We start from the raw sequence: 14,266 nt of genomic DNA on the forward strand, positions 1-14,266 counted from the left end.
ATTGCTCTGTAGCAATGACAAAGGGGGATTGCCGGCGCTCATTTTCGCCAGTAGCGTTCCAGCAGCGGCTTGACCGTCAGGCCGTGCGCGACGATGGAGACGATGACGACGACGAGGGTGATGTCGGCCAGTTCGCGCGCCAGGCCGCGCGGCAAGCCATGCGCGATCGCATAGCCGAGGTAATACAGCGAGCCGATGCCGCGCACGCCAAACCAGGCGGCCAGCCCGCGCAGGCGCACGCTGGTGCCCGAGGCCAGCAAGCCGAGCATCACGCTGGCCGGACGCGCCACCAGCAGCAGGAACAGCGCCACGCTCCATGCCTGCCAGCTCCAGGCGGCGGCCGTGACGGTGCCGCCCAGCAACAGCACCAGCGTCAGTTCGGACAGGCGTTCCAGGTGTTCCTTGAAGACGAGGGATTCGCCGCTGACGGTCAGCGTCACCTCGCCGTCGTGCGGCCTGGCGGCGGACACGGCATGCGTTTCCTCCGCCTGCAGCAAGCCTTGCCGGTCTTTCGGCGCGCCGGCCAGGCGCAATTCCGTCTGGCGCAAGGCGACGCCGGCAAAGAACACGGCCAGGAAACCCCACGCGTGCAGCCAGGTAGTCAGGCCATACACGAGGGCGATCAGGCCCAGGGCCGCCAGGTCGTCCAGCATGGCGTGTTTCGGCTCCTTGGCGCGCACCTGCCAGCCCAGCCATGCCAGCAGCGCGCCGCCGGCCACGCCCAGGGCGATGGCGCCCGCGCTGGCCCAGCATAAATCGCGCCACAGCCATGTGGCGCCGTGCGGCCCCAGCTCATGCAGGCCCAGCAAGCCCAGGCCCAGCATGACGAAAGGAAAGCCGCTGCCATCGTTCATGCCCGCCTCGCTGGTGAGCATGAAGCGCAATTGTTCGCTGTCGCCCGCATGGCGCAGCTGCACGTCGGTGGCCAGCACGGGGTCGGTGGGCGCGAGGATGGCGCCCAGCAGCACGCCCGCGCCCAAGGGCATGCCCAGCACCAGGCACGCGAAGGCGGCCACCAGGGCCACGGAAATGGCCATCGACAGCCACGCCAGGCGCAGCGATGGCAGCCAGCGCGCCAGGCTGAAGGGCACGGGCATCTTGACGCCGGCGGAAAACAGGGAGATGAGGACGGCGATTTCCGTCAGGGTTTCCAGCAGGGGCGCCTGCTGCAGCAGGTCAAACGAGAACAGGCCGAGGAACATGGGCCCCAGCAGCAGGCCCACGCCCAGGTAAGCCATGGCCGAAGTCAATGGCAGGCGCGCGATGCCGTCGGCGCCCAGGCCGCGCGCCAGCATCAGGCAACCGATCAGGATGAACCAGGCGGTGGTGCTCATGCTCCCTATTTTAGCGGCGCATGGGCCGGGGCAGCGCGCCGCAGCTTGTTTTACGCCTTGTGCAACTGTACCGTATCGTTTTGCGCCTGCATCGCGTGCAGCTCGATCGGGTCGTGCGTGGAGCGCAGGCGGGGCAGGCCGTGCGGATAATTGGCCGTGATAAAGGCCAGCATCTGTTCGCGCACGAGGCAGCGCAATTCAAACGCCGTGCCCGAATCCACCGCGCTGATGAGGAAGCGCACGCGCACGGCCCGCTCGTTCGAATCCGTCGCCTGCACGGTGCAGACCCGGCCGTCCCATTGCTTGGCCGATGCGCAGATGCGCGTCAGTTCGGCCCGCAGCGGCTCGATCGGGATGCTGAAATCGAGCCACAGGAACACCGTGCCCAGGATCTCCGAGGAGGTATGCGTCCAGTTCTCGAACGGATTTTCGATGAACCACTGCAGCGGCACGATCAGCCGGCGTTCATCCCACACGCGCACGACGACATAGGTGCCCTTGATTTCCTCGACCGTGCCCCATTCGCCATTGACGATCAGCACGTCATCGATGCGGATGGGTTGAGAAAACGCAATTTGCAGCCCTGCAATGAAATTGCCGAGCACGGGCCGGGCGGCAATACCTGCCACCAGGCCCGCCACGCCGGCCGAGGCCAGCAGGCTGGCGCCGATCTGTCTTGCGCCGGGCAAGGTCAGCAGTACGAAGGACACGCCCAGGAGGACGACGATGGCGTGCGCGCTGCGCGTGAGCACGCGGGCCTGGGTGATCCGGCGCCGCGCGCGCAGGTTGTCGGCCGCGTCGACGGGGTTGATTTCGGAAATCGTGATGGACAGTGCCTGAATGCATTGCATGGCCAGCCAGGTCAGCGCGATGATCAGCGCCACGCTGGCCAGGTGCGACATGGCGACCAGGCCCGGCGTATCGTCGGGCGCGCTGGCCAGCACCATGCGCAGGCCGAAGACGATCAGGCACAGCTGGCTGGCGCGGAAGGCCACGCGCGCCACGTTGCTGGCCAGTGCGTGGCCCTGGGCCAATCTTTTCAGCAAGCCGATGCCGGCCCGGTGCACGCCGATGGCGACGAGGGTGACGAGCAGGGCGGAAACGAGCACGGTCAGCGCCGAGCGCAGCGGGCCTCCCATCAGCGAGTGAAACGTGCTGAGATCCATAGGCGAAAACTCCTTATTGATAAGTGAAATGGATGTCGGAAGCGGTATTTTACGGGCAGATGGCGTAACGGGGGCGTGCGTTGCCGTACGGATAAGACCTGCGTCAAGGTGGATACTGGAAGAAATTGCTGCGCTGCGCCATGCCACGTTGACGTTTCAATACGGAAAGCAAGCGGGCGTCGCCGCATTGGAAACATAGTCATACTTGCCATGCTTTTTGTTTTTGCAAAGGAAACCGATGATAGTACGATCACTGCGAATGTCCTTGCGCTTCATCCTGCCGCTGGCCCTCATGCTGGGGCTGTTTGCCTATATCGTTGTGCCCCTGTTGGACAATATTACCCTGCGCTGGTATGTGCGCGACCTCGACAGCCGGGCCGAATTGCTCGCTGGAACCCTCCGCCCCTCGCTCACCGAATACCTGCCCGCGCAGGATGCCACGCGCATCAGTGAACTGTTCCAGGGCGCCACGCGCGACGAACGGCTGATCGCCATCGGCTTTTGCGACAACGCAGGCCACTTGCTGTACCAGTCCGCGCAATACCCGGCCTCCATCGGCTGCTGGAGCACGCCTTCGACGGGCGGCTTGTACAAGTCGCTCGCGCAATTGCCGCAAGGGCAAGTTCACCTGAGCGAAACCCCCGTCATGCAGGATGCGTCCCAGCTGGGCCGTCTGGTGCTGGTGCAGGACATGAGCTTTGTCGAGCGCCGCAATACGGATACCAAGCGTTTCATCTTTGCCTTCCTGGCCGTGCTGGCCGTGCTGATTTCCCTGATGACCGTGTTCGTGGCCCACCTGAGCTGGCGCGGCTGGTTGACGGCCGTCAAGGAGATCTTGCGGGGCGAGTTACTGCCGAAAAGCAATGGCACGGTGGCCGCCGCCACGGCGCCCGCCGCCGCGCCCGCGCCGCCGCCGGAAATGCAGCCGCTGATCGGCGACTTGCGCGAATTGCTGCAGGAATACCACCTGGAACGCCAGGGCGACAACGGCTGGTCGTCCGACTGGACGCCGGACAAGCTGCGCGCCTTGCTGGAAGCGGACTTGCAGGGCGACCAGGTGCTGGTTGTGTCGAACCGCGAACCGTATATCCACACCAAAACAGAGAGCGGGATCGTCGTGCAGCGCCCGGCCAGCGGCCTGGTGACGGCCGTGGAAGCCGTGATGCGGGCGTGTTCCGGCACGTGGATCGCGCATGGCGCCGGTTCCGCCGACCGCGAGACGGTCGACAAGCTCGACCACGTGCCCGTGCCGCCCGACAATCCCAGCTATACCTTGCGCCGCGTGTGGCTGACGCAAGAGGAAGAGCAGGGATACTATTATGGCTTTGCCAATGAAGGCATGTGGCCGCTGTGCCATATCGCCCACGTGCGCCCCGTGTTCCGCTCGTCCGACTGGGAGCAGTACGTTAAAGTCAACCGCCGCTTCGCCGATGCCGTGATCGCCGAGGCGAAGACGGACAACCCCGTCGTGCTGGTGCAGGACTATCACTTTGCCTTGCTGCCGCGCATGGTGCGCGAAGCCTTGCCGAAGGCGACGATTATTACTTTCTGGCATATCCCATGGCCGAACTCGGAATCGTTCGGCATTTGCCCATGGCGCGAGGAAATCCTCGACGGCTTGCTGGGCAGCACCATCCTCGGCTTCCATACGCCATTCCACCGCAAGAACTTCCTCGAAACGGTGGACCGCTACCTGGAAACCCGCATCGAGCCGGAAGCATCGACCATTTCGTATGGCGGCGAGATGACGCAGGTCGAAGATTACCCGATCTCGATCGCCTGGCCCGAGGATGATCCGGCGCAACCCGACGTGGCCACGTGCCGCGCACAGATCCGTGCCGAACTGGGCGTGGCGCCCGACCACTTGCTGGGTATCGGCGTCGACCGCCTCGATTACACGAAAGGCATCGTCGAGCGCTTCCAGGCCGTCGAGCGCATGTTCGAATTGCAGCCCGGCATGGTCGGCAATTTCACGTTCGTGCAGATCGCCGCCCCCAGCCGCGCTTCGCTTGACGAATATCAAAGTTTTGATGCTCGGGTGCGCAAGATGGTCGAACGCATCAACCGCCGCTTCGGCAGCGGCGACTACGTGCCCATCCTGCTGAAAGCCGAGCATCACGGCCAGGACGATTTGCAGCGCTATTTCCGCGCCTCGGAAGTGTGCATGGTGACAAGCTTGCATGACGGCATGAATCTGGTGGCCAAGGAATTCATCGCCGCGCGCGACGACGAACTGGGCGTACTTGTTTTAAGTCAATTCACCGGCGCGGCGCGCGAACTGCATGAGGCGCTGATCATCAATCCGTACCACATCGAGCAGGGCGCCGACGCCCTGTACCGTGGCCTCGTGATGCCGCCCGTGGAACAGCGCGAGCGCATGAAGAGCATGCGGGCCAGAGTCAAACATTTCAATGTGTACCGCTGGGCCGGTCGCATGCTGCTGGACGCGGCCCGCTTGCGCCAGCGCGACAAGGTCATGACCAAGATCGACGCCCACAGCCGCATCAAGCGGCGCAAGGGGATGTGATGGCCGATCTCCGTGACGATAGCGCCGCCCTGTTGCAGCTGCTGAGTGCGCCCGGCACAGCCGTCTTCCTCGACTTCGACGGCACCCTGGTCGACCTGGCGCCCACGCCCGACGGCGTGCGCGTGGCGCCCGGCGTCATCGAAGCGCTGGCGCTGCTGGCCGAGCGCCATGGCGGCGCGCTGGCCCTCATTTCCGGCCGTCCCGTGGCGCAGATCGACGCCATGCTGGCGCCCCTGGTCTTGCCTGTTGCCGGCGTGCACGGCGTGGAGCGGCGCGGCGCCGATGGCCAGTTGCACGTGGCGGCCACGCCCGATGTCTCCCCCGTACTGGCGTGCGCGCAGGCGCTGGCGGCGATTCACCCCGGTTTGCTGGTGGAGCAGAAGCGGGGCGCCGTGGCCCTGCATTACCGCCTGGCGCCCGAGCTAGAACCGTTATGCCTGCAGGAAATGACCGCCGCCGTGCAAGCGTGCCCGGGGGTATTGCTCTTGCATGGCAAAATGGTCCTGGAAGCCAAGCCGGTCGCCACCGACAAGGGCGGCGCCATCGCCGCCTTCCTGCGCGAAATCCCGTTTGCCGGCCGCCGGCCCGTGTTCGCGGGCGACGACACCACCGACGAGGCAGGCTTTGCCTTTGTACAACAAGCAGGCGGGCAGGGCGTCAAGGTGGGCAGCGGCCCCAGCGCCGCCACCCTGCGCCTGGCCAGCCCCGGCGCCTTGCGCGCCGCGCTGCTGGCCGCGTCCGTATCCCCGACATCGAAGGAGTAGCCCATGACGACATCGCATGACACCCCCGCCAGCCCACCGTCCGCGCAAGCGTCCTTGAACTGCGGCGTGGTGGGCAATTGCGCCTTCAACGCGCTGATCGACCAGGCCGGGCAGGTCGTCTGGTCCTGCCTGCCCCGATTCGACGGCGATCCCGTCTTCAACCGTTTGCTGGACGACACGGAAAACGGCAGCGTGTGGGCCATCGACATCGAAAACTTTGCGCGCAGCGAGCAAGTCTATGAACCGAACACGGCCGTACTGCGCACGCGCCTGTACGACACGCAGGGGCGCGGCGTGGAAATCACGGATTTCGCGCCCCGATTCCTCAGCCGCGACCGCATGTTCCGCCCGCTGATGCTGATCCGCCGCGTCCGGCCGCTCGACCATGCCGTGCGCATCCGCGTGCGTCTGCGCCCCCGCTACGACTGGGGCCGGCTGGCGCCGCAGATCACGCAGGGCAGCCACCACATCCGCTACGTGGGACCGGAACAGACCTTGCGCCTGAACACCGATGTGTCGCTCAACTATGTACTGAGCGAAACGTATTTCGTGCTGGGCGGCACGGCCAACTTCCTGCTGGGCCCCGATGAAACCCTGGCCGGCGGCATCGACGAGACGGCGCGCATCTTCGAAAAGGAAACCATCAACTACTGGCGCACCTACACGCGCCGCCTGGCCGTGCCGCTGGAATGGCAGGACGTGGTCATCCGCGCCGCCATCACCTTGAAACTGTCTTTATATGAAGACACGGGCGCCATCATCGCCGCCATGACCACCAGTATTCCGGAAGCGCCGGGCAGCAGCCGCAACTGGGATTACCGTTATTGCTGGCTGCGCGACGCCTTCTTCGTCGTGCGGGCATTGAACAGCCTGTCCGAAGTGGGCACGATGGAAGAATATCTGCGCTGGCTGACGAATATCGTCGCCCGCTCGAAAGGCGGCCACATCCAGCCCCTGTACGGCATCGGCCTGGAAGAGCAGTTGCCCGAATCGATACTCGACCACTTGCCCGGCTACCGGGGCAACGGCCCCGTGCGCGTGGGCAACCAGGCGCAGGAACACTTCCAGCACGATGTCTACGGCAACATTGTATTAGGGGCGGCACAGGCCTTCCTCGACCACCGATTGTTCCACCGCGCCGGCAAGGCCGAGTTTGCCGCGCTGGAAGCCGTGGGCGACCAGGCATTCCGGCTGCATGCGGAGCCGGACGCGGGCATGTGGGAGCTGCGCACGCGCGCCAGGGTCCACACCTCGTCCATGCTGATGAGCTGGGCCGCCTGCGACCGCCTGGCCAAGGTCGCGCACAAGCTGGGCTTGGACGACCGGGCCGACCACTGGAACAGCCGCGCCGTGCTGATCCGCGAACGGCTGCTGCGCGAAGCGTGGAGCGAGGAACGCCAGGCCTTCGCCGAAAGCCTGGGCGGGCGCGACCTCGACGCCTCCGTCCTGCTGATGGCGGAAGTCAACTTCATCGACCCCATGGACCCCCGTTTCATCGCCACCGTCGACGCGCTGGAAGCATCGCTGTGCGACGGCCCCTACATGCGCCGCTACGAAGCGCCCGACGACTTCGGCAAACCGGAAACAGCCTTCAACATCTGCACCTTCTGGCGCATCGACGCCCTGGCGCGCATCGGCAGGAAGGACGAAGCGCGCAAAATCTTCGAAACCATGCTGCTGGCGCGCAACCACCTGGGCCTGCTGTCGGAAGACACGCACCCCGTGACGGGAGAGATGTGGGGGAACTTTCCGCAGACTTACTCGATGGTGGGCCTCATCAATTGCGCGGTGAGGTTGTCGGCGCCGTGGGATAGTGCGGTTTAGGTGTTTTCCATAAGAAAAATACTTTAATTTTTAGGATTTGGTAATTTTGGCGTTCTTTTTTCTATGGGTATGGCTTTGTGATCAAGGAACAATATTTGGCTTAATGGAATTTCACGAATTCTTTCAGCGGGCGATTCGTAAATTAAAATGGAGGTCGTTGTTCTCAGCATTAAGTAAGCGTCCAGATTAGTTCGTTGTGAATTTTCAGTTGCCTCGCCAATAATGGTTATTTGAACAGGCAATCCTCCGCCGTAGCCTAATTCCCTTAAAATGTAATTGTAAACATTAACGTTGAAAAATGAAAATGGAATTATAATGATAAATGCAGTTACGCCCGAAAGAGCTAATATTCTGGGAACTCTTTTGTCCCATAGTAATAGCATGACTACGAAAGAGAAAATTCCTGCTAAAATAAGTTGCTGGTTTTTATTGCTGTCGTTATCTAAAATTCCTATGCTGTAAATTATTAATGGAACTGCTATTGCAATGGCTAATGAAACAGCTAAAGCTGTAACTAATGAAACTTTCTGATATAGCTCTCTGCCACCCTTAGTCACCTTTTCTATTTTGCCTGTTATGCTTAAACTTTCAAGTTGCAATTCTGCCCATTGAAGGATTCTGTTGGCAAAAAATTCTATTGCTACAAAGGTAATTGCCCCGCCTAGCAATATAAATACTGTTAATCCAGTTACTGCTAATTTCAAATATGGAATTCCTTCAAGTGGAGGGCGTACACCATAATATATTGCCCAACTGTATGCGGCATATTCTGCAAAAAAACCGAGTCCAGTACCGGCGACCAGCGTCACGCAAGCGCCTATAATTAGACGAAATGGAAGGCCCCAATCGCCATATATTTTCCATGCTTTATTTATTTTTTCTTTTAGAGTCATATTAATTTAGTTTGATAATTCCAATTATTTTATGGTGTAGAGCTTATTTTCATTGTTCTTGAAAAAACAAAACATTAATTTGCTTTTTTGAAATAGTCAAGTGAATTTTACTATTTATAGTTGTGTTGCTTTGGCTAAATATGAAATTTTTCACTTTATTGAAAAATTTGACCGGAAAACTATTTTTTTTCGCTTCCACTTGTATACTTTTCGCCACGCCCATACAACCTGCACTCCGCCGCCAGCGCTAGCAAATTCGGGTCGCGCTCGCGGCTGCTCAGCATCAGCAGGGTGATTTGCTGGTGCGAGCCGTAGCGCGCGTCGAGCGGTAGCAGTTCGATGCGCGAGCTGAAGGCGCGCACGCGGCCGGGCAGCAGGCTGTAGCCGATGCCGCCGCTGACCAGGTTGATCAGGGAGAAGATGTCTCCCACGCGCATCGCCGTGTCCGGCACGAATCCCGCCAGGTCGAAGGCGTGGTTGAAGCTTTGCGAGGTGACGAAACCCTCGCTGAGCGTGACGAATTTGTCGTCGCGCAACGCCTGCAAGTCCACGGAAGCGGCCCCGGCATAGGGCGAGGCCAGCGGCGCGGCCAGGTAGATGTCGTCCTGGAACAGGGGCACGGCCACCAGCCCCGCATGCTGTTCGTCTTCCTGCACGCCGATGATGATGGCGTCCAGGCGGCCGTCGGCCAGGCTTTGCAGCAGGTCGCGGTTCGAGCCCAGGGTCAGGTCGATGTCCAGGCCCGGCCGGCGCAGCTTCAGGGCGATCACCAGCTGCGGGATGCAGTGCAGGGTCAGTGAGTACAGCGAGCCGATCTTCAGCCGCACGGGATTGATGCCCGACATTTCGCGCACCTTGCGCACGCCTTCCTCGCATTCGGCCAGCGCGCGCCGCGCCGATTCGGCAAAGGTGTAGGCCGTATGCAGCGGGATCAGGCTGCGGCCCTCGCGCTTGAACAGGGGGCAGCGCAAGCCGTCTTCCAGCGAGTGCAGGGCGCGGTGCACGCTGACCGTGCTCTGGCCCAGCGCATCGGCCACCCGCGCCAGGTTGTTCAATTCCATAAAGCTGAGAAACACTTCCAGCTTTTTCAGGGTAATTTCTTCGTTGATGGCCATGACTAGCCTCTTTCAAGGGAGTTCATTAACTTCAAGGTAATGAACATGCTAGCAGATTGATTGTCGCGCTGGCGCTTTCGTTCTATCGTCTGGATTCGATAGCTCATTCCGGAGGCATGATGTCAACCGCCACAGCAGTGCCAGCGCAGCGGCAAAAACAATGGGACACGCGGCGCACCGAGAAACGCCGCCGCCTCGCCGCCGTGCGCCAGTACGCGAACGGCCCCGTGCTGCAACCGGGCGACATGGTCGCCGTGCTCGAAGCGCTGCTCGCGCCGGGCGACCGCGTCGTTCTTGAAGGCAATAACCAGAAGCAAGCCGATTTCCTCGCCCGGATGTTGACCCAGGTCAACCCTGACAAGATCCACCATCTGCACCTGATCATGCCCAGCGTCAGCCTGCCCGAGCACCTGGACCTGTTCGAACGGGGCATCGCCCGCAAGCTCGATTTCTCGTTCGCCGGCACGCAAAGCCTGCGCATCGCCCAGTTCCTGCAGGATGGCTTGCTGGAAGTGGGCGCCATCCACACGTATATCGAGCTGTATGCGCGCCTGTTCGTCGACCTGACACCCAACGTCGTCATGGTGGCCGGCTACATGGCCGACCGCCAGGGCAATCTGTACACGGGCCCCAGCACGGAGGACACGCCCACCCTGGTCGAATCGGCCGCCTTCCGCGACGGCATCGTCATCGCCCAGGTGAACCAGATCGTGGACGACGTCAGCGACTTGCCCCGGGTCGACGTGCCCGGCTCGTGGATCGATTTCGTGGTGCAGTCCGATAAACCGTTCTTCATCGAGCCTTTGTTTACCCGCGATCCGCGCGTGATCAAGCCCGTGCACGTGCTGATGGCCATGATGGCGATCCGCGGCGTGTATGAAAAACACCAGGTGCAGTCGCTCAATCACGGCATCGGCTTCAATACGGCCGCCATCGAGTTGATTCTGCCCACGTATGGCGAGCAGCTGGGCTTGAAGGGCAAGATTTGCCGCAACTGGGTGCTCAACCCCCATCCCACCCTGATCCCGGCCATCGAGACGGGCTGGGTCGAGAGCGTGCACTGCTTCGGCGCGGAGCTGGGCATGGAAGGCTATGCGGCCGCCCGGCCCGACGTCTTCTTCACGGGCCGCGACGGTTCCATGCGCTCGAACCGCGCCCTGTGCCAGCTGGCGGGCCAGTACGCGGTCGACCTGTTCATCGGCGCGACTTTGCAGATGGATGGCCTGGGCAACTCGTCCACCGTCACCAACGGCCGGCTGGCCGGTTTCGGCGGCGCGCCCAATATGGGCCACGACCCGCACGGGCGGCGCCACCCGACGCCGGCCTGGCTGGACCTGATCGAGACGGACGACCCGCTGGCGCGCGGCAAGAAGCTGGTGGTGCAGATGGTCGAGACGTTCCAGGATGGCGGCCAGCCGACCATCGTCGAATCGCTCGACGCCGTGGCCGTGGGCCAGGCCAGCGGCATGCCGCTGGCGCCCGTGATGATCTATGGCGACGACGTCACCCATGTGCTGACGGAAGAGGGCATCGCCTACCTGTACAAGGCCCGTTCGCTGGACGAGCGCAAGGCCATGCTGGCGGCCGTCGCTGGCGTGACGCCCATCGGCCTGCGCCACGACCCGAAGACGACGGCGAAATTGCGCGCCGGCGGCCTGATCGCGCTGCCCGAGGATATCGGCGTGCAGCGCGGCGCGGCGAACCGCTCGCTGCTGGCCGCGAAAAGCATCGCCGACCTGGTCGAGTGGTCGGACGGCCTGTATCAACCCCCCGCCAAATTCAGGAGCTGGTAATGAGCACAATGATGACAATGACGCCGGTGCGGGAACGTTCGGCAACGCTGGGTCGGCAGGTGCTGCAGGCGCTGCTCGATGAAGTGACCCTGACGCCGAAACCGGGCCTGGTCGATTTGCGCAGCCGCGGCGCCCACACGGACTTGAACTGGGCCCTGATGTGCCACTCGGCCTGCGTGCTGCAGCCCGTGTTTGCCGCCATGGCGCAGGCAGGCTGGGAAAGCGGCGATGACGACCTGCTGCGCCAGCGCATCGGCGCCCTCGGCCGCGACGGCGAGGCGCTGATGCTGGCAGCCACGGGCGGCGTGAACACGCACCGGGGCGCCATCTGGGCCCTGGGCCTCCTGGTGACAGCGGCGGCGCAGCTGGGCGCGCGCGGAGCGTCGCTGGCCTCGCTGGCGCCGCAAGCCGTGGCGGCGCGGGCCGGCGCGCTGGCCCGTTTGCACGACCGGGGCGCGCCTGCCGTCACCGGCAACAAGGGCGAGCTGGCGTGCCGCCAGTACCAGGTGGACGGCGCGCGGGGCCAGGCCCGGGCCGGTTTTCCCCTCGTGACGGGGGCGGGTCTGGCGCAGCTGCACGCGTCGCGGGCGCGCGGCGACAACGAGACGACGGCGCGCCTGAATGCCTTGCTGGCGATTATCAGCCAGCTGGACGACACCTGCGTGCTGTCGCGCGGCGGCGAGACGGCCTTGCTGGCACTGCAGGCGGGGGCGGCACGGGTGCTGGCCGCCGGCGGCGCGGCCACGGCAGATGGCGCCAAGGCGCTGCTGGCGCTGGAAGCGGCGGCGCTGGCGCGCGGCGTGTCGCCGGGCGGCGCGGCGGACTTGCTGGCGGCGACCCTGTTCCTGGACAGATTACAAGAAGGAGAAGCGCATGGAAACGCGTGACTACACATTCCCCGCCGGGCAGCCGGCATCGGGGCGCGCGCTGGCCGGCGTCGTCGGTTCGGGCGACCTGGAAGTGCTGCTGCAGCCCGGCGAAGATGGCGTGACCCGCATCGTCGTCAACACCTCCGTCGACGGCAAGGGCGCCGTCTGGGATGCGCTGTTGCTGCGCGTGTTCGGCGGCGAGCCGCTGCCGGCGGCGCGCATCGTCATCAACGACTGCGGCGCCACGCCGGGCGTGGTGCGCATGCGCATCGAGCAAGCCTACGAAGAATTGCAAGCGGGGAGGGCGGCATGAGTACATTGACGGAACTGCTGGAGCGCGACAGCTTCATCGAACGCGGTGCCCGGAGCCGCGCGCGCGCCTTGCTGGATGCGGGCAGCATGCGCGAACTGCTCGACCCGTTCTGCGGCATCGCGTCGCCGTGGCTGCCGCAGCAAGGCGTCACGGCCCAGGCGGATGACGGCGTGGTGGTGGCCAAGGGCCTGTTCGACGGCCAGCCGGCCGTGGTGCTGGCCATCGAAGGCGCCTACCAGGGCGGCAGCATGGGCGAAGTGGGCGGCGCGAAGATCGCCGGCGCGCTGGAACTGGCGGCGCGCGACAACCGCCAGGGCGTGCCGACGCGCGCCGTGATCCTGTTCGAGACGGGCGGCGTCCGGCTGCAGGAAGCCAACCTGGGCCTCGCTGCCATCGCCGACATCCATGCCGCCATCGTCGACCTGCGCCGCTACCAGCCCGTGATCGGCATCACGGCCGGCACCGTCGGCTGCTACGGCGGCATGTCGATTGCGGCGGGCTTGTGCAGCTATGTTGTCGTGACGCGCGAGGCGCGACTGGGTCTCAATGGCCCCGCCGTGATCGAGCAGGAGGCGGGCGTGGACGAATTCGACTCGCGCAACAAGCCATTTATATGGAGCCTGACGGGCGGCGAACAGCGCTTTCACAGCGGCCTGGCCGACGCCTATGTGGCGGACGACACGGCGCAGATGCGCGCCACGGTGGCCGAACTGTTCGCGCGCGGCGTGCCGGGCCGGCACCGCAGCAGCCAGGCAGACGGTTTTCTCGCCCGCCTGGCGCAAGTGGACGCCGGCCCGCAAGCCACGCCGGAAGCCGTACGTTTGATCTACAGCAAAGGAGCCGCAGCATGAACGCCATCACCAATTCCAGCCGCGGCGCCACCTGGCTGGCGGCCCTGACCGACAGCACCGCACCGCTGGATGGCTATCCGCCATCCGTGCGCGTAGCCGACGCGCCGCTGGCGGGCGAGCCGGCGCGCTATGTCTCCGTGCTGCCCGATCCGGACAACCGTTTTACGCGCGCCCGCACGGGAGAAATCGGCCTGGTCGAGGCGTGGCAGCTGGCGCGCGCCGTGCGGCAAGTGGTTCTCGCAGACCAGGCGCAGGCCGTGAAACGTCCCATCGTCGCCGTCATCGACGTGGCCAGCCAGGCGTATGGCCGGCGCGAAGAGGCGTACGGCATCCACCAGGCGCTGGCCGGCGCGGCGGGGGCGTATGCCGAAGCGCGCCTGGCCGGTCATCCCGTGATCGGCCTGATCGTCGGCAAGGCCATGTCGGGCGCCTTTCTCGCGCATGGCTACCAGGCCAACCGCCTGATTGCGCTCGACGATCCGCAAGTGATGGTGCATGCGATGGGCAAGGCATCGGCCGCGCGCATCACCCTGCGCACGGTGGCAGCGCTCGAAGCGCTGGCCGCGACGATTCCACCGATGGCTTATGACATCGCCAATTACGCGACCCTGGGCCTGCTGTGGCAAACCTTGCGGGTGGCGCAGCCGGACGCGCCGTCAAACGAGGATGTGGCGCAGGTGGCGGCCAGCCTGCAGTCGGCGCTGGCCGACATCCGCGCCGATCCGCAAAGGGACCTTTCCAGCCGCCTGGGCGCACCGCAGCGCCAGGCGTCTGCCAGGGTCAGGGAAGTGCTGGCGCAGCAGTGGTAACTGAAATA

12 protein-coding genes are annotated in these 14,266 nt (G+C 63.9%); 8 read left to right on the forward strand and 4 right to left on the reverse strand.

The genetic code is table 11. The features are described from left to right. Positions 1-38 precede the first annotated feature (38 nt). Together AC07X6_RS02605 and AC07X6_RS02610 are read right to left on the reverse strand one after the other, a co-directional pair. Positions 39-1,334, reverse strand: coding sequence for a cation:proton antiporter (locus AC07X6_RS02605; RefSeq protein WP_494790006.1), 1,296 nt, complete (start codon positions 1,332-1,334; stop codon positions 39-41). Positions 1,335-1,384: 50 nt separating this feature from the next. Continuing rightward, positions 1,385-2,500, reverse strand: a complete 1,116-nt coding sequence (locus AC07X6_RS02610; RefSeq protein ID WP_494790007.1) for a mechanosensitive ion channel family protein — start codon at positions 2,498-2,500, stop codon at positions 1,385-1,387. A 238-nt stretch (positions 2,501-2,738) separates the two neighbouring features. On the opposite strand from AC07X6_RS02610, the gene AC07X6_RS02615 reads away from it, so the two are divergent. From AC07X6_RS02615 to AC07X6_RS02625, 3 genes are read left to right on the forward strand one after another with little or no spacing between them, the layout of a single operon-like run. Continuing rightward, the gene (locus AC07X6_RS02615; protein WP_494790008.1) at positions 2,739-5,027 is read left to right on the forward strand and encodes an alpha,alpha-trehalose-phosphate synthase (UDP-forming); all 2,289 of its coding nucleotides are present in this window, start codon (positions 2,739-2,741) and stop codon (positions 5,025-5,027) included. Further along, positions 5,027-5,791: a trehalose-phosphatase gene (otsB, locus tag AC07X6_RS02620; protein ID WP_494790009.1), complete on the forward strand. Its 765-nt coding sequence runs from the start codon at positions 5,027-5,029 to the stop codon at positions 5,789-5,791. Before AC07X6_RS02615 ends, otsB begins: the two co-directional genes overlap by 1 nt. A gap of 3 nt (positions 5,792-5,794) precedes the next feature. After that, on the forward strand, positions 5,795-7,615 hold the full coding sequence (locus AC07X6_RS02625; RefSeq protein ID WP_494790010.1) for a glycoside hydrolase family 15 protein: 1,821 nt from the start codon (positions 5,795-5,797) through the stop codon (positions 7,613-7,615). A 23-nt stretch (positions 7,616-7,638) separates the two neighbouring features. Here the strand turns inward: AC07X6_RS02625 and AC07X6_RS02630 are convergent, their stop codons facing one another. After that, positions 7,639-8,508, reverse strand: a complete 870-nt coding sequence (locus tag AC07X6_RS02630; RefSeq protein WP_494790011.1) for a hypothetical protein — start codon at positions 8,506-8,508, stop codon at positions 7,639-7,641. A gap of 179 nt (positions 8,509-8,687) precedes the next feature. Next, on the reverse strand, positions 8,688-9,623 hold the full coding sequence (locus AC07X6_RS02635) for a LysR family transcriptional regulator (RefSeq protein ID WP_494790012.1): 936 nt from the start codon (positions 9,621-9,623) through the stop codon (positions 8,688-8,690). Positions 9,624-9,742: 119 nt separating this feature from the next. Here AC07X6_RS02635 and mdcA point away from each other — a divergent pair, with 119 nt between their 5' ends. From mdcA to mdcE, 5 genes are read left to right on the forward strand one after another with little or no spacing between them, the layout of a single operon-like run. Continuing rightward, complete coding sequence (gene mdcA / locus AC07X6_RS02640) at positions 9,743-11,416, forward strand: malonate decarboxylase subunit alpha (RefSeq protein WP_494790013.1); 1,674 nt, start codon at positions 9,743-9,745, stop codon at positions 11,414-11,416. Continuing rightward, positions 11,416-12,303, forward strand: coding sequence for a triphosphoribosyl-dephospho-CoA synthase (locus tag AC07X6_RS02645; protein ID WP_494790014.1), 888 nt, complete (start codon positions 11,416-11,418; stop codon positions 12,301-12,303). Before mdcA ends, AC07X6_RS02645 begins: the two co-directional genes overlap by 1 nt. Further along, the gene (locus AC07X6_RS02650) at positions 12,290-12,598 is read left to right on the forward strand and encodes a malonate decarboxylase subunit delta (RefSeq protein ID WP_494790015.1); all 309 of its coding nucleotides are present in this window, start codon (positions 12,290-12,292) and stop codon (positions 12,596-12,598) included. The genes AC07X6_RS02645 and AC07X6_RS02650 overlap by 14 nt, the downstream gene beginning before the upstream one ends. Next, entirely contained in the window at positions 12,595-13,449 is an 855-nt protein-coding gene (locus AC07X6_RS02655) for a biotin-independent malonate decarboxylase subunit beta (protein WP_494790016.1), read from the forward strand. The genes AC07X6_RS02650 and AC07X6_RS02655 overlap by 4 nt, the downstream gene beginning before the upstream one ends. Next, positions 13,446-14,258 carry a biotin-independent malonate decarboxylase subunit gamma gene (gene mdcE, locus AC07X6_RS02660; RefSeq protein ID WP_494790017.1) on the forward strand — a complete coding sequence of 271 codons (813 nt, stop codon included), beginning with the start codon at positions 13,446-13,448 and terminating at the stop codon, positions 14,256-14,258. Before AC07X6_RS02655 ends, mdcE begins: the two co-directional genes overlap by 4 nt. Positions 14,259-14,266 lie beyond the last annotated feature (8 nt).

This window comes from Janthinobacterium sp. GW460-12-1-14-LB5 (assembly GCF_059423585.1).